The following is a 15,285-nucleotide window of genomic DNA, read 5'->3' as shown; positions in this document are numbered from 1 at the left end:
GTCCCTCTTCCTGCCTCGCGGCGGTGGATCGGTAGTGTCCCGCTGATTCGACGACGCAGGCCCGCGAAGTGTGAGGCGGGTGGGACGAGCAGGGGGCGGCCGGCATGGACACCGGGAACGAGCGGCGCACGGACGGCGTCCTCGGCGAGCGGCGCCACCTGACCGACCTCGCCTACCGGATGCTCGGTTCACCGGCCGAGGCCGAGGACGCCGTGCAGGAGGCCTACGCCCGCTGGTACGCGATGCCGCCCGCGCGACGGGAGGCCGTCGCCTCCCCCGGCGCCTGGCTGACGACGGTGGTCAGCCGCGTCTGCCTGGACGTGCTCGGCTCGGCACGGGTCCGGCGCGAGCGCTACGTCGGCGAGTGGCTGCCCGAGCCGCTGCCCGACCGCGCCGAGTGGCCCGGCGGCGGCCCGGCCGGGTCCGGCGACCCGGCCGACCGGATCACCCTGGACGAGTCGGTGAGCATGGCCTTCCTCGTCGTCCTGGAGTCGATGACGCCGGCCGAGCGGGTGGTGTTCGTCCTGCACGACGTCTTCCGCTACCCGTTCCCCGAGATCGCCGTGATCGTCGACCGGACGGCCGCGGCCTGCCGCCAGCTGGCCTCCTCCGGCCGGCGGCGGATCCGCGCCGCCCGGGCCCCGCAGGGCGGGCGGGCACAGCAGGCCGGACGGGCGGAGCAGGCCGGACGGGCGGAGCAGGCCGCCGTGGTGCGGAGCTTCCGGCGGGCCTGGGAGGCCGGGGACATCGAGGCCCTGGTCGGCCTGCTCGACCCGGCGGCGACCATGGTGGCCGACGGCGGCGGCCTGGTCGGCGCCGCGGTCCGCCCGGTCGAGGGCGGCGCGCGGATCGCCCGGTACCTGGTGCTGATGGCCGAGAAGGCCCCCGGGCTCACCCTCCTGGAGCGCACGGTCAACGGCCTGCCCGGCCTGGTCGCCCAGCGCGACGGCGTCACCGCGACGGTGGCGGCCCTGGACCTCGTGGACGGCCGGATCACCCGGATCTGGGCCGTCCGCAACCCGGAGAAGCTGGGCCGCTGGACGGCGTCGGGCGGCGCGGCCGGTTAGGCGAGGCCGGTCAGGCGCGACCGGTGCCCTGTTCGTAGAGCGCGACCAGCACGCCGTGCACCGGCTCGCCCTCCGGGGCCTCGGTGGCCTCGGCCACCAGGGCCTGGAGGGCCTCGCCGAGGCGGGCGGCCTGGTCGGCGGTCAGCCGTAGGTGCCGCAGCACCATCAGCGGCTCCTGCGGCGCCTTGGCGCACTCCTCGGCCACCGCGCCGAGCAGCGCGGCGGTCGGCCCGGTGTCCCCGCCGGCCACGGTGATCCGCCGGGCGGTGCGCCGGTAGAGGTGCTCGCTGCCGCCGCGCACCTTGCGGGTCTCGGCGATGCGGACGACGCCGGCGTCCTGCAACACCTTGAGGTGGTGGGCCACCGTGCCCTTGCCGCAGTCCAGCACCGCCGCCAGCCGGCTGACCGACGCGGCCTGGCCACCGAGGGCCAGCAGCAGCCGTTGGCGCAGCGGGTGGGAGAGCGCCTTGTACTGCTGTGGACTCTCGATGGTGAGCTCGTCGTCCTGGGTCTGGGCCTGGGCCTGATCCTGGGCCTGGTTCTCCGTCCGGCCCCGCGTCTCGTGCTGCGTCTCGTCCGCCATGCCGAAAGCGTCCACTTTTCTTGACGCTTTCGCAAGCCGCGTGCTCTACTCGTCGCCAACCTGATCCGATCACCACCAGCAGGGGACGGCACATGACACAGCTGCAGCCGGCCGAGATCACCGGGATCGTCACCGAGGTGAGCCGGCTCACGACGGAGCTCTACGTCTTCCCCGAAGTCGCCGAGCGGATCGCCGGCGGCCTCGGCGAGGCGCTGGCCCGGGGCCGCTACCACCGGGCGGGGGACGCCGAGACGCTCGGCCGGCTGGTCACCGAGGACCTCCAGGCGGTCAACGGCGACGGCCACCTGCGGCTGAAGTTCCACCCGAGGGCGATCCCGGCCGAGAAGGAGGACGGCGCCCTCCTCGCCGAGCTGACCCGGGCCGCCGACCTCTCGCTCGGCGGCGTCCCCCGGATCGAGCGCCTAGAGGGCGGCGTCGCCCTGCTGAAGCTCGCCCCGATCCTCTTCCCGCTCGACATGACCGGCGCCTCGCTGGACGCCGCGCTCACCCTGGTCGCGCCGGCCGAGGCGCTGATCCTGGATCTGCGCGAGTGCGTCGGCGGCCACCCGTACACGACCGCCCACATCTGCGGCCACCTCTTCGACGAGCCGACGCACCTGAACACCCTCTACGACCGCGAGGAGGACTCCGAGCAGCAGTTCTGGAGCCCCGCGCTGCCGCCCGGCCCTCGCTTCGGCGGCAGCAAGCCGCTCTACGTGCTGATCGGCAGGGCCACCTTCTCGGGCGGCGAGGAGCTGGCGTACAACCTCCAGCAGCGCGGCCGCGCCGTGGTGATCGGCGAGACGTCCGGCGGCGGCGCCAACCCCCGCCGGGGCTTCACCGTCCACCCCCACCTGGAGGCCACCATCCCGACGGCCCGCGCGATCAACCCGGTGTCGGGCGGCAACTGGGAGGGCACCGGCGTGGTCCCGGACACGGAGACGGACCCGGCCGTCGCGCACGAGGTGGCCCACCGCGCCGCGCTGGTCGAGGTGGCCCGCCTCGGCGGCGACACCCCGTCGGCTTCGGCCTCGGTCGAGGAGGCCCGGCGGGTGCTGGACGGCCCGACGGAGGACCGCTCCCCCTCGCCGGAGGGTCGTCTCTGACGGAACTCGCCCGGTTGGCCCGGGCGTTGATCCCTCTGCGGGAGGCGGGCGATTCGGACCTCGGAGGTCGGCATGGCTCGGCAGGGGGCGCTTCGGCGCGGATTCGGCGCGGTGGCGGTGGCCGCCGCGCTGACGGTGGGCACGGTGACATCGGCCGCCGCCGCCGGTGGCGGCGGACACGGAGCGACCCGGGCGGCGATGGAGGAGTACGTCCGGACCGAGAAGCTGCCAGGCACGATAGTCGGCGTCCTGGAGGGCGGCGGCACCTGGTCGGCGGCGGTCGGAGTGGCCGACACCTCGGGGCAGCCCCGCTCGCCCCGGGAGAAGTTCCGGATCGGGAGCCTGACGAAGACCTTCACCGCCACCGTGGTGCTCCAACTCCAGGCCGAGGGGCGGCTCGATCTGGACGACACGGTGGAGAAGTGGCTGCCCGGCGTGGTGCGGGGGAACGGCAACGACGGGTCGGCGATCACGCTCCGGCAGTTGCTGGCGCACACCAGCGGGCTGTTCTCCTACGACGCCGACCCGTTGATGATCCAGCGGCTGGCCGGCCCCGACTTCCTGACCCACCGCCACGACACCTACCGGCCCGAGGACCTGGTGCGGACGGCGCTCTCCCACCCGCCGGTGTTCCCGCCGGGGACGTCCCGCGCGTACTCCAACACCAACTACATCCTGGCCGGGATGGTCATCGCCAAGGTGACCGGCCGCCCGTACGGTGCGGAGATCGAACGGCGGATCATCCGCCCCCCTCGGCCTCTCCGCGACCAGCCTGCCCGGCACCGCCGCCGGCATCCCCCGGCCGCACGCGCTCGGCTACTCCATGCTGTTCGGCGGCTCCCCCACTCCGGTGGAGACCACCGAGCTCAACCCGTCCTGGGGCGGGGCGGCCGGGGAGATGATCTCCACCACCGCCGACCTGACCCGCTTCTACTCCGCCCTGATGCGCGGAAAGCTGCTGCCGCAGGCCGAGATGGACGAGATGGTCCCCGCCGCCGGCGGCGCCGGCCTGGGCATCGGCAGCGTCAAGCTCAGCTGCGGCGTCACCGTCTGGGGCCACACCGGCGGCATCCACGGCTCGGAGACGGCGGCGCTGACCACCCGCGACGGCCGCCACGCCGCGGTGTTCAACACCAACGCCGACTGGGCCGAGGGCGAACGCCCCCTCGCCGAGGCCGAGTTCTGCCGCTGAGCGACGCGCATGCGGGGCAGGACCGGGCGCCCATCGGGGCACCTCGACCAGGCCGTTCGGCCGTCCCCGCCGGTCTTCGGTGGTGGGCGATCGAATTCCGTGTGAAGCTTCCGGGGCGCCCGGCCTCCGGGCCGAAGCGCCGCGCGAGGGGTTGAGCAGTAACTCCCCGGCGGCGGCGAAGGGTGCGCGAGAAGTCGGCGGGTCCGACTTCTCGCGCACGCCCCCGCGCTTCCGGAGCCGACGGCGTCAACGGCCGTCGCCCGACGGCGGGTGTCACGTTCCCGGGGCCTTGATGGTTGATTCCAAGGGGGTTGGCCGACCTGCGGGTCGGCGTCCGGACTGCTGCGCTCGCGGCTCGTCCACGTCCAGGGTGGTCAGTGCCGTGGATACGGGGCCCCGGTGCCCGGTACCGACGGCTGCGTACGGTGGACGGGCCCGATCGACCGAGAGGACACGAAGAAGACGTGGACGTGTACGAGGCCGTGGACAGTCGCCGGGCCGTGCGGGCGTTCAGCGATGAGCCCGTGCCCAGGGAGGTGCTCGAACGCGTGCTGACCGCTGCGACGCGGGCACCGTCCAGCGGGAACCTCCAGCCGTGGCATCTGTACGTCGTGACCGGTGAACCCCTGGCGGCGCTCAAGCGGACCGCGACAGCCAGGGCCCTGGCGGGGGACCCGGGCGACGAGCGTGAGTACCCGATGTACCCGGACGGGCTGGACTCGCCGCATCTGGACCGCTTTGCCGCTGCCGCCGCCCAGCGGTACGCATCGCTGGGGATCCAGCGCGACGACCCGGACCGGCCCAGAAAGATCGCCGCCCTGAACGCGGAGGCGTTCGGGGCGCCGGCCGTCCTGTTCTGCTATCTCGACCGGACGATGGGGCCCGGCCAGTGGGCTGACGCGGGGATGTACCTGCAGACGGTCATGCTGTTGTTGCGGGCCGAGGGGCTGCACAGCTGCCCCCAGGTGATGTGGACGGTGTACCGGGAGACGGTCGGCCGGGCAGTCGGAGCCGATGACGGACTCGTGCTGTTCTGCGGCGTCTCCGTGGGCTTCGAGAAGGACGGCGTGCCGCGCCTGCGCACCGGGCGGGCGGACATGACGGAGACGGTGAGCTTCATCGGCGTGTGACCGTCGGACGGCCGAGACCGACAGGCCGGGCCCACACGCCAATTCGCCCGCGGGGCGGGCTCGGCGGGACGCCTGAGGCGTCTGCGGCCCCTCGCGCGGGTGCGCGAGGGGCCGTTTCATTCGGGCCTACTCGTCGGGACGGCCGATCAATCGGCCAGGGTGCCCCGGTACTCGACGGGGCCCTCGCCCGGGAAGCGGGCCGTGCCCTCGAAGCGGGAACCGTCGTCGAAGAAGGTGACGCTGGCCGAACCGGCGTCGTCGCTGCTCCAGGTGACGGACGTCCCCGTGGCGGGGGCGCCGTCGCCGACGACGGACCCGCGGCTGGCGATGTTGAGCGTGAGGGGCTTGTCCTCCTGCCAGCCCCCGCCGCCCGTGTGGATCTCCGTGTTGTACGTGGCCATGGTCTTCCCCTTCCCGGCCACCGGACCGGTGAGCGGCCCGGTGGCTGCTGTCGGAAACGGCGCCCTTGCGACGCCCCGCCCGACTCAACGCCCCGGGCGGGGAAAGGACACTGGCCCCGGAGCACCCGCCTCCGACTATTCGGCGGGGGTGCCGCGGAGGAGGAAGGGGAGGTGGATGCCGCGGGTGAGGGCGGTGAGGGCGTGGGTGGTGCGGCGGTGCTGGTCGGGGGCCATGGCGTCGGGAAGGTGTCGGGCGTCGACGTAGTCGGTGGCGAGGATGTGGCGCAGGGGGAGGGCGAGGCCGGTTTCGGTCTCGGTGTGGCGGCGGGCGGCGAGGTGGGGGAGTTCGTTGGCCTCGGCGCTGCCGCCGGGGAGGATGAGGCCGGTTTTGTAGGTGGTGGCGACGAGGAGGACGGCGCCGTCGCGGTTGAGGATGAGGGTCTGGTGGCCGAGGCGGCGGCGGGGCGGGTGGGTGAGGATGGCGGGGAGGGTGTGTGGCACGTGGTGCTCCTGTTTGTGCGAGAGCCAGGTGAAGCAGGCGGGCAGTCCGGCTGAGATGCCGGTGGTGAGGATCAGCCCGAATATCAGCAACTGCGGTGCGAGAGGCCCGTCGTGGATGGGCCGGCAGGCGGCGGTGGCGGGGAGGGCGCTGAGGATGGGGACGCCGAGGAGGGCGGTGGCCGGCTTGAGGGGGCGGCTCACGCCACGTCGGCGACGCGGGGCCGGCCGGGGTGCTGGACGGCGGTGAAGCGGGGTTCGGCGAGGGCCTGGAGGTGGTCGGGCTTGGTGGTCCACTCGCACCCGCCGCCCTCGGGCCGGAGGTAGACGAGCCCGGCGAGGGTGTCCATGTAGACGGCCTCGACCGGCTTTCCGGAGAAGTCACGGTGCCCGAGGTCGAGGACGATCTCGCCGACGGTGGGGGCGTAAACGGGCATGCGGGGGCGACTGGGCATGGGGGCTCCATTGATTGCGCTGTGCATTGGGATCACTACGACCCGTATCCATGGTGGGGGGATCTGAGCTACGATCGGAAGCGTTCGTACTGGACACTTCAGCCATGTGGGATTCACCCCACGAGAGGCGATCGAACATGCGGCGAACGTCACTTGACTCAACGTCATCTCCCGCAGCGGCCTTCGGGGTCCAACTCCGCAGATCACGCGAGGCGAAGGGGCTCACCCAGGTCGGCCTGGGGAAGATCATCGGCTACAGCGACACCCTGGTGTCCTGCATCGAAAGAGGGACGCGGAATCCCACTCTTCCGTTCGCCATCCAGTCCGATGATGCGCTTGATACCGGCGGCACCCTGGAGCTGATGTTCTGGAACATCAGCAACACCTCACTCCTCGAAGGGTTCCCCGAATACGCCTCCCAGGAGGCCAAGGCCGTCGAGATTCGGCACTTCGAACTCGGCATTGTCCCTGGGCTCCTGCAGACCCCGGAGTACGCGGCGGCGTTCGCCGCCGCCGCTGTACGACGCGGAAAGATCACCACCGAGCAGGCTGACGACCGAGTCAATTTCCTGCTGACTCGCCAGAAGTTGATGGACCGGACCCCGGCTCCGTGGCTCCACTTCGTCCTCGACGAGGGCTGCCTCCACCGTCCGGTCGGCGGCCGAGAGGTGATGCGCCGCCAGCTCCGACACCTGGCGGAGCTGGCGGCCCGGCCCAATGTCACCATCCAGATCGCGCCGTACAGCCTGGCCGAGGAACTTCCGTTCACCATGGTGGTCACGTTGCTGACCTTGGCGGACCGCTCGGTGCTCTCATACTCCGAGTGCCAGATGCGCGGCTTCCTCGTTCGGCAGAGCGAAACCGCCCGATCCTTGGAAAGGGACTACCATCAGCTCACAGTGGAAGCGCTGCCGAAAGCCGCCTCACTGGAGATGATCCGTCAGGCGTGAAAGGAACGTCATGAACGGCCCCGTAGACCTGTCCACCGCTGCCTGGTTCAAGTCCTCCTACAGCAACAATGGGGGGACCTGCGTCGAGGTCGCCCCCGACTTCCCCGGCATCGTCCCCGTCCGTGACTCCAAGGACCCCGCCGGGCCCGCCCTCGTCTTCCCCACCGACGCCTGGCGTGCCTTCCTCTCCGCCGTCCAGGCCGGCGAGTTCGGCGCCATCTGACCGCCGACTTCCGAGGGCCCTGACCGCCTCGCCGGTCAGGGCCCTCCTCACTCACTGGCCGGTTCTGGGGTTCACGCGGCCGATCGACCACACCTACCGTGAGGACCATGCGCATCCGCCCCGAATCGCGAGGGTCCCAAATGGCAACCATCGATCTCCACGGCGCCCGATGGGTGAAGTCGCGACACAGTGGTAACAGCGGGAACTGTGTCGAAATCGCGCCCGACTTCACCGGTCTTGTTCCCGTCCGTGACTCCAAGGACCCCGCCAGCCCCGCCCTCCTCTTCCCCACCGACGCCTGGCGTGCCTTCCTCACCGCCGTCAAGGCCGACGAGTTCGACCTCCTGTAGCCCTGACCGGCGCACCGGAGCGCGGCTCAGCAGCAGGTGCCTTCCTCATCGGCCACCATGCCCATGGAGGCCGAGATCTCAGCGTGGCCGCCGCCACGAACGCGCCTTCGCCGACAACCACGGCCTGCTGAACGCCTGCTGGCAGCACCGCCAGCACGTCCGGCAGGCCGCCTGGTTCTGCCGCCGCTGCCAGGTGGTCTTCTTCCCCGACACCGCGCTGCGCCCCGGCTTCCCGGCCTCCCCGCCGATCGCGCTCGACGCGTTCCCGCTCCGGGTGGTGACGGCCGCCGAACGGGCCTACGGCTCTTCCCCGTTCCCCGTCGCGCCGAGCTGACCCGGACGGCCGGTACCTGCTTCCATGGGCGGATGCCCGAAGCAGCCGCCGTCACACCCCCGCCACCGCCGCGCGCCGAAGTGCTGGGCGTCCGCCGGATCCGGCTCGTCGAAGTACCCGCCCCGCGCCTCACGGCGCAGGAGCGACAGGCCCGTGACCGTGCCTGGGAGGACGCCGTCGCGGCCAATCCCAAGCTCTTCGACGGCCCGGTGGTGGCGTGCGCGGGCACGTCGTGGCCGCGCCCCGGGGAGCTCCACGTGTACTGGTCCCGCGTGACGTACCGGCACTACGCGCTGCGCCGTGTCACGAGCTCCACCGCCCCGACCGCCTCCCTGTCGGTGAGCGTGCTCCAGCCCACCGACGACGGCCGGGTGCTCGTCGGCCGGATGTCGCCGTCCACCTCCGCCCCCGGCCGGTGGCAGCCGCCCGGCGGCGGCGTCGAACCCCCGCCGGACGGCGAGCGCCTCGACCTCGCCGCGCTGCGCCGCAACGCCGTCCGGGAGCTCGCCGAGGAGACCGGAGTGGCCGCCGGTCCGGGCGAGTTGGCGCTCTGGGCGGTCACCCGGGGCCAGTACGGCAGCGTCGGCGTGCTCTTCCTCGCCCCACCGCGGCCCGAGCCGGAGCTGCGCGAACGCTTCGGAGCGCTCGCGCCGCCCGAGCGGGAGCTGGTCGAGCTGGCCTTCGTCCGCTCCCCCGGTGACCTGCCCGGCCTCCCCGGCCCGCACGCCGACTACCTGGACCCGGTCGTCCACCGCTACGCCCGGCAGCGGCCGCCCGGTTAGTCGGCGAGCAGGACGGCCGGCAGCGGGGCCTCCAGGACCAGGGCCCTGGGGAGTGCCAGACCGAAGTGCCGCTCCAGCACCCCCAGGGTGGTCCGGTGCACCTCGCGGTGCTCCCGCTCGTCGTCCGGAAGGCCTTCCGCGCCGAGCGATTCCCTGACCTCGTCCGCGACTTGCGGGTCACCCTCGACCCGGCCGTTGCCCCAGGAGTCGTCCAGGTGCAGGTTGAACGAGCACACCGTCCGGCCGTCCCGGTGGTAGTGGAAGGTCGGCGGCACCGGCTTGCCGTTCTCCTCCTCGTATTCCAGCCGGAAGACCTCGGCCCCGCCCTCGGAGATCGCCGGATCGTTCCGGAACTCCCCGAACCAGCCCCCGTACGCCACCGCGAAGGTCCACCCACCGCTCACCCCCAGCCGCAGCCCGATCCCGTCCCAGGCGTCCCCGAACTCCGACTCCAAGGCCTCGACCAGCCCCTCACCGGTGAGTTCCCCGGCCGGCTCCACGGTCCGCTTCGACCACTGGACCGAGGCCGCGATCCGCGCCGCCAGCGCCTCGGTCCCGAGCCCTCGGGCCAGCGTCACGCTGTAGCCGCCGAAGGCGATGCTCTGTGGCTCCGCGAGCCAGGCGATTCCGTCCGTCATGCCGGTGATCCTGCCCTACCGCGCCGACACCGGAAGCGCGCAGAATGGGGCCATGTCGACACCGGCACCATCTCCCCGGTCATGACGCGGCCCGAGCTGCCCGCCGAAGTCCCGTGGCACGACACGGACTCGAACGTCTTCCCGCACGCCGCCCGGGTCGACGGCCAGTGGTGGGTGCTGCGCCTCAACGGCTTTCCCGACCACCCGCTCCACACCCTGTTCATCGACGCACGGGTCAGCCTGGACCTGGAGACCCTTCCGGTCACCTGGCGCCTCGCCGGGGGCCGCGGAACGCGCCCGGTCCTCGGCGAGCCGGAACGCGCGGAGGTGATCCGGCTGATGGTCGGCCTCGGTCCGTACGGCTCCGAGGCCGGCACCCCGTGCACGGGCGACTGGTGCACCTGTGCCGCTCTGACCGACGAGTACGCCGCCCTGCGTCGCGGCGGTTGATAGCGTGATCGTCATGACGGAGCTGGAAGAGCTGGTCCTGACCCCCGGCGAGCGGACCGGGGGCGCCCGGGTCGAGGACGTGGTGTTCACCATGGACTGGACCGGCGAGGAGGAGCCGGGCGAGCTGGCGGCGTTCGTGGCCGGCCGGGTGCGGGCCTTCGGGGCGGAGCCGGCGGGCGTCGGCACCGACGCCGTCCGGCAGGCGGCCGAGGCGGATCCGGCGCCGGGCCGCGGTGATCTCCCGGTCCGCCAACTCGACCACCTGTCCGGCGTGCTGGCGCCGCTCGGCTTCACCCTCCTGCTGTGGCACAGCGGCACCGACGCCTACGAGGTGCTGGTCGCGCCGGCCGGCGAGGGCGAGCCGAGCGGGCTGACGCACGAGGACCTGCCGGTGCGGGCCTGGGGCGCGCGGGCCGAGGAGAACCTGGTCAGCCTGACCTGCCCGGGCTGCGAGGACATGCTGGTCTGGGAGCTGCCGCCCACCGAGACCCTCGCCGACGAGAAATGCGACTGCGGCACCGCGCTGTTCGACGCCGAGGGCAGCCCGCTGCCCGGCGTCACCCTCCATGCCTGACCCCGACCACCCGGCGCGCCTGGCCGCCCACGGGGCCATGGCCACCCGCCTCTCCCTGCTCAGCGACCGGCGGCTCGGGCGGCTCGTGGCCACCGCCGCTCCGCTCGGCACCGGCGTCGGCGGCACGTCCGCCGAACTGGACGTCGACGGGACGCGGGTCTTCGTCAAGAAGGTGCCGCTCACGGAGTTGGAGACCCGGGCCGAGAACGTCCGCTCCACCGCGAACCTCTTCGGCCTGCCGCTCTTCTACCAGTACGGCATCGGCTCGGCCGGGTTCGGCGCCTGGCGGGAGCTGGCCGCCCACACCATGACCACCCACTGGGTGCTGGGCGGGGCGTACGAGGGCTTCCCGCTGATGTACCACTGGCGCGTCCTGCCCGACGCCGCGCCCGAGGGCTTCATGGACGAGTTCGGCGGCGTCGGGGGCGCCGTCGCCCACTGGGACGGCTCCCCGGCCGTGCGCGAGCGGCTGGAGGCCATCGGCCGGTCCGCGCACAGCGTGGTGCTCTTCCTGGAGCACGTGCCGCGGACGCTCGCCGACTGGCTGCACGAGCACCGGGACGCGGCTCCGTACGGGTGGGCGGAGCAGTCCGTGGCGCGCGGCGCCGCGTTCCTGCGCTCCCGGGGGCTCGTGCACTTCGACGCCCACTTCCGCAACCTGCTCACCGACGGCCGGCGGGTCTACTTCGCGGACTTCGGGCTCGCGCTCGGCGCGGACTTCGAACTCTCGGCGGAGGAACGGCGGTTCCTCGCCGAGCACCGCGCCTACGACCGCGACTACACGGCCGCCCACCTGCTCCGTCACCACCTCCTGGGCCGCTACCGGGGCGAGACGGAGGCGACCGTCTTCCTGGAGCGGTGGCTCGCGGGCCGGCGGCCCGACGGCGTCCCGGCGGAGGTGGCGGCGCTCGTCGACCGGCACGCCCGGACCGCCGTCGTCCTGGACGGCTTCCACCGCCGGCTCCTCCACGGGAGCAAGCGGACGCCGTACCCGGCCGCCGCACTCGACCGCGTCGCGGCGGTGGACGCAGCCACCGGGTAGCGGGCGGTCGACGGGTGGCGTGCCGCTACGCTGCCCCGGTGCAGACGAACGATCACCAGGACGACGCCGTGTGGGCCGGGTTGTTCGCGCCGCCGGGCCCGAGCGAGGAACTCGCCGAGGTGTGGCTGGACAGCCTCTGCTGCAACGAGGCCGCCCCGGTGGACCTGCTGCTCGCCATCCTCGACGCCGGAAGCACCACCCCCCTCTGTGGCGGCGACATCCCGCCCGCCGTCCTGGACGCGGCGGTGGTGCACCCGGACCGCCAGGTCTGGGGCCGGGCCGCCGAGTCCGGACAGCTCACACCAGCCCAGTGGGACCGGTTGCTCACCGCCACCGCCGGACGGCCCGGCCATGTCCTCGCGAAGGAACTCGCGGCCGACGCGGCCGCCCTGGCAAGCCGCCCGAGCTGGTCACGGCGCATCGCCGTCGACCGCGTTCCCGACGCCGGGACGCAGCCGCCCTCGACGCCGGAGGAGATCGCCGCGCTGGCCGGGACCGTTCCGGACATCGAGCCGGGCGCCCGGACCTACGCCCTGTGGTGGGTCGCCGCCCTGCACGACGACGCCGACGCCATGCGGCAGTTGGCGACCTCCCCCAGGCTCTGGATCCGCCGCAGCGTCGCCCGCGCGCGCCGGCTGCCCCCGGACGTCGTCGAACGGCTCGCCCGCGACGAGGACTTCGCCGTCCGGCTGTTCCTCACCGAGTCCTGCGACGACGCCCCCGCCGAACTGCTGCTCCGCGTGTGGGAGGAGGGCTGGAACGGCAGCTTCTCCTTCCCCGGCCGCCCGCTGAACCACCCCAACTTCCCCCTCGACGGCCTGCTCCGCTTCGCCGACGATCCCCGCCCGCGGATGCGCCTGCTCGCCCTCCACGACCCGGCCTCCACCGCCGATCTCGTCGAACGCCTGGCCCACGACCCGGACCGGACCGTCCGCCGGCACGCCGCCCAGCACCCCCGGCTCTCCCCCACCGCCGCCGCCACCCTGGCCGCGGACGAGGACGTCGCCCCGCACGCCCACCGGCACCCGGCCCTGCCGCTGCCGCTCCTGGCGGAGCTGCTCCAGGACCCGTTCACCGCCGAGGACGCCGCCATGAACCCGGCGCTCCCGGTCCACGTCATGCGCCGGATGGTCGCGGTGGCGGGGGCCGTGCGGGCGGGGTAGGAGACCGCCCGGGCCGAGCTCAGACCCCGGCCGGCACGGCGGCGTCCGCGCCGTCCGCCTCCCGGAGCGAGGCCGAGAGGGCGCGGGCCTCGTGCTCGGTCATCCGGGAGGTGGCGTACGGCACGCCGTTGACCCAGCGCTGGGTCAGCCGGGCGATCCGCTCGCCGTACCGCTGGGCGGTGATCAGGTCACCGCGCGAGCCGGCCTGCTCGGGGCCGAGGTCGGCGTGGCTCTGGCTCATCAGCCCGAGCCACGAGCCCAGCCGGTTCAGGTCGTCACGGGAGCCGCCGCTCCAGTTGTTGCCCGGCAGGTCCCCCACGCCGATCCACTGCATGCCCAGTTGCGCGGCGAACACCGCCAGCTGCTGCAGCACCATCAGCTTGTCGCCGCTCTGCGAGGCGGCCATGGTGAACCCGCCGGCCAGCTTGTCCTTCCACGCCTGCGTGGTGAACGCCGTGAACGCCGACTCCATGAACGCCTTGAACGCCGCCGACACGCTGCCCATCAGCGTCGGACAGCCGAACACGATCGCGTCCGAGCGCTCCAGCAGCGCCAGCACCTCCGCGTCCCGCCACCGGCCCGCGTTGACGTCCTCCGCCCGTACCTCGACGAGGTGCACCTCGGCCCCCGGCACCGCCCGCGCCCCGTCGGCGAGGTGCTCGGCCAGCACCCGGGTGTGCCCGTGCACCGAGTGGTAGACCACCGTCACGGTGACCGCCGGCGCTCCGTGCTCGCGGTCGACGTCCTTGACTGCCATGTCGCTTCACTACTTTCCGTCGATGAACGGGCATTCCTGCCCGCCCGTTCATCACACCCCGTGCACGGCCGGGCATCAACGACGGACTTCGCCCCGCAGCGATCGGCCACACCGATCGATCGCGCTAGTCTGCTCCCGTGGACAGGATCGAACTCGAGGCGTTCGTCGCCGTCGCGGAGGAACTCCACTTCGGCCGGGCCGCCGCGCGGCTGCACCGGGGACAGCCGACGGTGAGCGAGGCGGTGCGGCGGCTGGAGAGCACGCTCGGCGGGCGGCTGTTCCACCGCACCAGCCGGCGGGTGTCGCTGACCGACCTCGGCCAGGCGCTGCTGCCCGACGCGCACGCCACGCTGGCGCAGCTGCGCCACTTCCAGCAGCGCGGCCGTGCCCTCGCCGCCGGGGAGCGGGCCCGCAGCACCCTCGTCGTCGGCCACGCCGAGTACACCGGCCAGCAGGTGCTGCTGCGCTGCCTGCCCCGGCTGCGCGAGCGGTTCCCGGACGTCACCATCGTGCCGGAGTGCATGCCCACCACGGCGCAGCTCACCGCCCTGCGCGCCGAGACGATCGGACTGGGCATCGGCTGGGCGACCGGCGACGTCGCGGGCGTGCGCGCGCGGGTGCTGTCCACCGAGCGGTTCGTGGCGCTCGTCCCCGCCGCCCATCCGCTCGCCGACCGCAGCGAGCTGAGCGCGCCGGAACTGTCCACCACCGACCTGCTCACCTGGCCGCACCAGATCAACAGCGGGCTCTGCGACCGGCTGCTGTCCGCCTTCCAGCTCGGCGGGGCGGACCTGCGCATCATCAGGACCGCCGACAGCGTGCACGCCATCGCCGCCCACGTCGCCGCCGGGACGGGCATCGGCATCACCGTCGAGTCCGCCCTCGACCACCAGCCCCCCGGCCTGCACGTCATCCCCCTCACCGGCCCGTCCACCACCGTGGACCAGGTCGTCCTGACCCCCGCCCGCCCGTCGGAGACCGCCGCGGCCCTGCACGACCTGCTGCTGGACGCCTCGGCGGCGGACGCGGTCGTCAGCGGCTACTGAGCGCCGCGCACGGCCGTGTGGCGGACGTAGGCCGGCCGGGCCGACCCGGTCTCGACGCGGTTCTCGTCCAGGCCGTTGGCGATGCGCAGGCACCCTCCCTCGAAGACGAACTCCACCGCCACGGTCCCGGCGGCCAGGTCGAGTCCCGCCGGGCGCCATTCGAGCAGCGCGGCCTCGCGCAGTTCCTGGCCGACGAAGGGCGCGAGGCGGTCGTCGCCGTGGGACCACTCCGGTGTGAAGCCGGCCCACTCCCAGCCGGCGATGCCGGCCTCGGTGTCGATCGTGTCCCAGCCTGTCGAGAGTTCGTCGAGACTCCTGTGGCAGAGCTCCACCTGGACGCCGTCGAAGTCCAGGACCACCGGGCAGTCGGCGAACCACTCCCCGTCCTCGGCGAAGCGCACCACGGCGAACCCCGTCAGCCGCCTGCCGGCGAGCGCCGCCAGCCGTGCCCCGTGCGCCTGCCGCACCGCGTCGAGCCCGACCAGGAACAGTGGCTCGAAACCGGAGATCCCCATGGTCATGGACCTGATTCTCCCCAAACGAC

At 73.2% G+C, this 15,285-nt stretch carries 21 protein-coding genes and 1 pseudogene; 15 read left to right on the top strand and 7 right to left on the bottom strand.

The genetic code is table 11. The features are described from left to right. Window positions 1-104: 104 nt before the first annotated feature. Window positions 105-1,067, top strand: coding sequence for an RNA polymerase sigma factor SigJ (gene sigJ / locus ABT238_RS10580; RefSeq protein ID WP_350756498.1), 963 nt, complete (start codon window positions 105-107; stop codon window positions 1,065-1,067). A 10-nt stretch (window positions 1,068-1,077) separates the two neighbouring features. On the opposite strand, the gene ABT238_RS10575 is transcribed toward sigJ, so the two are convergent. After that, the gene (locus tag ABT238_RS10575; RefSeq protein WP_350756496.1) at window positions 1,078-1,650 is read right to left on the bottom strand and encodes an ArsR/SmtB family transcription factor; all 573 of its coding nucleotides are present in this window, start codon (window positions 1,648-1,650) and stop codon (window positions 1,078-1,080) included. Between the two features lie 92 nt (window positions 1,651-1,742). Here ABT238_RS10575 and ABT238_RS10570 point away from each other — a divergent pair, with 92 nt between their 5' ends. The 4 genes and pseudogenes from ABT238_RS10570 to ABT238_RS10555 all read left to right on the top strand — a co-directional run bounded on the left by ABT238_RS10570 (window position 1,743) and on the right by ABT238_RS10555 (window position 5,078). Next, entirely contained in the window at window positions 1,743-2,756 is a 1,014-nt protein-coding gene (locus ABT238_RS10570; protein WP_350756494.1) for a S41 family peptidase, read from the top strand. A gap of 72 nt (window positions 2,757-2,828) precedes the next feature. Continuing rightward, window positions 2,829-3,449, top strand: a pseudogene (locus ABT238_RS10565) (serine hydrolase domain-containing protein); the annotation flags it as partial. 25 nt (window positions 3,450-3,474) lie between these two features. After that, window positions 3,475-3,948 (top strand): serine hydrolase, encoded by a 474-nt coding sequence (locus ABT238_RS10560; protein WP_350756492.1) that lies wholly within the window; start codon window positions 3,475-3,477, stop codon window positions 3,946-3,948. A gap of 464 nt (window positions 3,949-4,412) precedes the next feature. Then, entirely contained in the window at window positions 4,413-5,078 is a 666-nt protein-coding gene (locus ABT238_RS10555; RefSeq protein WP_350756490.1) for a nitroreductase, read from the top strand. A gap of 146 nt (window positions 5,079-5,224) precedes the next feature. On the opposite strand, the gene ABT238_RS10550 is transcribed toward ABT238_RS10555, so the two are convergent. From ABT238_RS10550 to ABT238_RS10540, 3 genes are all read right to left on the bottom strand, one after another. Then, window positions 5,225-5,479 carry a hypothetical protein gene (locus tag ABT238_RS10550; RefSeq protein WP_350569639.1) on the bottom strand — a complete coding sequence of 85 codons (255 nt, stop codon included), beginning with the start codon at window positions 5,477-5,479 and terminating at the stop codon, window positions 5,225-5,227. 135 nt (window positions 5,480-5,614) lie between these two features. Continuing rightward, entirely contained in the window at window positions 5,615-6,181 is a 567-nt protein-coding gene (locus ABT238_RS10545) for an NUDIX domain-containing protein (protein ID WP_350756488.1), read from the bottom strand. Then, window positions 6,178-6,432, bottom strand: coding sequence for a hypothetical protein (locus ABT238_RS10540; RefSeq protein ID WP_350756486.1), 255 nt, complete (start codon window positions 6,430-6,432; stop codon window positions 6,178-6,180). The genes ABT238_RS10545 and ABT238_RS10540 overlap by 4 nt, the downstream gene beginning before the upstream one ends. A gap of 104 nt (window positions 6,433-6,536) precedes the next feature. On the opposite strand from ABT238_RS10540, the gene ABT238_RS10535 reads away from it, so the two are divergent. From ABT238_RS10535 to ABT238_RS10515, 5 genes are all read left to right on the top strand, one after another. Further along, window positions 6,537-7,382: a helix-turn-helix domain-containing protein gene (locus ABT238_RS10535; protein WP_350756484.1), complete on the top strand. Its 846-nt coding sequence runs from the start codon at window positions 6,537-6,539 to the stop codon at window positions 7,380-7,382. A gap of 10 nt (window positions 7,383-7,392) precedes the next feature. Then, the gene (locus tag ABT238_RS10530; RefSeq protein WP_350569632.1) at window positions 7,393-7,605 is read left to right on the top strand and encodes a DUF397 domain-containing protein; all 213 of its coding nucleotides are present in this window, start codon (window positions 7,393-7,395) and stop codon (window positions 7,603-7,605) included. Between the two features lie 107 nt (window positions 7,606-7,712). Further along, window positions 7,713-7,955 (top strand): DUF397 domain-containing protein, encoded by a 243-nt coding sequence (locus ABT238_RS10525; RefSeq protein WP_350756482.1) that lies wholly within the window; start codon window positions 7,713-7,715, stop codon window positions 7,953-7,955. A 193-nt stretch (window positions 7,956-8,148) separates the two neighbouring features. Beyond that, on the top strand, window positions 8,149-8,289 hold the full coding sequence (locus tag ABT238_RS10520; protein WP_350569630.1) for a hypothetical protein: 141 nt from the start codon (window positions 8,149-8,151) through the stop codon (window positions 8,287-8,289). 32 nt (window positions 8,290-8,321) lie between these two features. Continuing rightward, the gene (locus tag ABT238_RS10515; protein ID WP_350756480.1) at window positions 8,322-9,071 is read left to right on the top strand and encodes an NUDIX domain-containing protein; all 750 of its coding nucleotides are present in this window, start codon (window positions 8,322-8,324) and stop codon (window positions 9,069-9,071) included. Here ABT238_RS10515 and ABT238_RS10510 read toward each other — a convergent pair. Next, complete coding sequence (locus ABT238_RS10510) at window positions 9,068-9,709, bottom strand: DUF6461 domain-containing protein (protein ID WP_350569626.1); 642 nt, start codon at window positions 9,707-9,709, stop codon at window positions 9,068-9,070. The genes ABT238_RS10515 and ABT238_RS10510 overlap by 4 nt on opposite strands. A gap of 81 nt (window positions 9,710-9,790) precedes the next feature. Here ABT238_RS10510 and ABT238_RS10505 point away from each other — a divergent pair, with 81 nt between their 5' ends. From ABT238_RS10505 to ABT238_RS10490, 4 genes are read left to right on the top strand one after another with little or no spacing between them, the layout of a single operon-like run. Next, the gene (locus ABT238_RS10505; RefSeq protein ID WP_350569625.1) at window positions 9,791-10,159 is read left to right on the top strand and encodes a hypothetical protein; all 369 of its coding nucleotides are present in this window, start codon (window positions 9,791-9,793) and stop codon (window positions 10,157-10,159) included. Between the two features lie 13 nt (window positions 10,160-10,172). Then, window positions 10,173-10,733: a hypothetical protein gene (locus ABT238_RS10500; protein ID WP_350756478.1), complete on the top strand. Its 561-nt coding sequence runs from the start codon at window positions 10,173-10,175 to the stop codon at window positions 10,731-10,733. Then, entirely contained in the window at window positions 10,726-11,775 is a 1,050-nt protein-coding gene (locus ABT238_RS10495; protein ID WP_350756476.1) for a protein kinase family protein, read from the top strand. The genes ABT238_RS10500 and ABT238_RS10495 overlap by 8 nt, the downstream gene beginning before the upstream one ends. A 38-nt stretch (window positions 11,776-11,813) precedes the next feature. Continuing rightward, entirely contained in the window at window positions 11,814-12,938 is a 1,125-nt protein-coding gene (locus ABT238_RS10490) for a hypothetical protein (protein ID WP_350756474.1), read from the top strand. Between the two features lie 19 nt (window positions 12,939-12,957). On the opposite strand, the gene ABT238_RS10485 is transcribed toward ABT238_RS10490, so the two are convergent. After that, on the bottom strand, window positions 12,958-13,695 hold the full coding sequence (locus tag ABT238_RS10485; RefSeq protein WP_350569618.1) for a flavodoxin family protein: 738 nt from the start codon (window positions 13,693-13,695) through the stop codon (window positions 12,958-12,960). 137 nt (window positions 13,696-13,832) lie between these two features. Between ABT238_RS10485 and ABT238_RS10480 the strand changes: the two genes are divergently transcribed. Continuing rightward, window positions 13,833-14,741, top strand: coding sequence for a LysR family transcriptional regulator (locus ABT238_RS10480; protein WP_350569617.1), 909 nt, complete (start codon window positions 13,833-13,835; stop codon window positions 14,739-14,741). Here the strand turns inward: ABT238_RS10480 and ABT238_RS10475 are convergent. Next, entirely contained in the window at window positions 14,735-15,262 is a 528-nt protein-coding gene (locus ABT238_RS10475) for a hypothetical protein (protein ID WP_350569616.1), read from the bottom strand. The genes ABT238_RS10480 and ABT238_RS10475 overlap by 7 nt on opposite strands. Window positions 15,263-15,285: the final 23 nt, after the last annotated feature.

The organism is Kitasatospora sp. NPDC001527, from assembly GCF_040298605.1.
In the GTDB taxonomy this organism is placed as follows: domain Bacteria; phylum Actinomycetota; class Actinomycetes; order Streptomycetales; family Streptomycetaceae; genus Kitasatospora.
The sequence above is the reverse complement of the archived record's forward strand: the minus strand, read 5'-3'. Positions and strand labels throughout refer to the sequence as shown.

What these genes read in the sequence shown, in the direction of transcription:
- sigJ (WP_350756498.1), top strand. Translation starts at nt 105, where the DNA reads ATGGACACCGGGAACGAGCGGCGCACGGACGGCGTCCTCGGCGAGCGG.
- ABT238_RS10575 (WP_350756496.1), bottom strand. Translation starts at nt 1,650, where the DNA reads ATGGCGGACGAGACGCAGCACGAGACGCGGGGCCGGACGGAGAACCAG.
- ABT238_RS10570 (WP_350756494.1), top strand. Translation starts at nt 1,743, where the DNA reads ATGACACAGCTGCAGCCGGCCGAGATCACCGGGATCGTCACCGAGGTG.
- ABT238_RS10550 (WP_350569639.1), bottom strand. Translation starts at nt 5,479, where the DNA reads ATGGCCACGTACAACACGGAGATCCACACGGGCGGCGGGGGCTGGCAG.
- ABT238_RS10540 (WP_350756486.1), bottom strand. Translation starts at nt 6,432, where the DNA reads ATGCCCAGTCGCCCCCGCATGCCCGTTTACGCCCCCACCGTCGGCGAG.
- ABT238_RS10535 (WP_350756484.1), top strand. Translation starts at nt 6,537, where the DNA reads ATGTGGGATTCACCCCACGAGAGGCGATCGAACATGCGGCGAACGTCA.
- ABT238_RS10530 (WP_350569632.1), top strand. Translation starts at nt 7,393, where the DNA reads ATGAACGGCCCCGTAGACCTGTCCACCGCTGCCTGGTTCAAGTCCTCC.
- ABT238_RS10525 (WP_350756482.1), top strand. Translation starts at nt 7,713, where the DNA reads ATGCGCATCCGCCCCGAATCGCGAGGGTCCCAAATGGCAACCATCGAT.
- ABT238_RS10515 (WP_350756480.1), top strand. Translation starts at nt 8,322, where the DNA reads ATGCCCGAAGCAGCCGCCGTCACACCCCCGCCACCGCCGCGCGCCGAA.
- ABT238_RS10510 (WP_350569626.1), bottom strand. Translation starts at nt 9,709, where the DNA reads ATGACGGACGGAATCGCCTGGCTCGCGGAGCCACAGAGCATCGCCTTC.
- ABT238_RS10505 (WP_350569625.1), top strand. Translation starts at nt 9,791, where the DNA reads ATGACGCGGCCCGAGCTGCCCGCCGAAGTCCCGTGGCACGACACGGAC.
- ABT238_RS10500 (WP_350756478.1), top strand. Translation starts at nt 10,173, where the DNA reads ATGACGGAGCTGGAAGAGCTGGTCCTGACCCCCGGCGAGCGGACCGGG.
- ABT238_RS10495 (WP_350756476.1), top strand. Translation starts at nt 10,726, where the DNA reads ATGCCTGACCCCGACCACCCGGCGCGCCTGGCCGCCCACGGGGCCATG.
- ABT238_RS10485 (WP_350569618.1), bottom strand. Translation starts at nt 13,695, where the DNA reads ATGGCAGTCAAGGACGTCGACCGCGAGCACGGAGCGCCGGCGGTCACC.
- ABT238_RS10475 (WP_350569616.1), bottom strand. Translation starts at nt 15,262, where the DNA reads ATGACCATGGGGATCTCCGGTTTCGAGCCACTGTTCCTGGTCGGGCTC.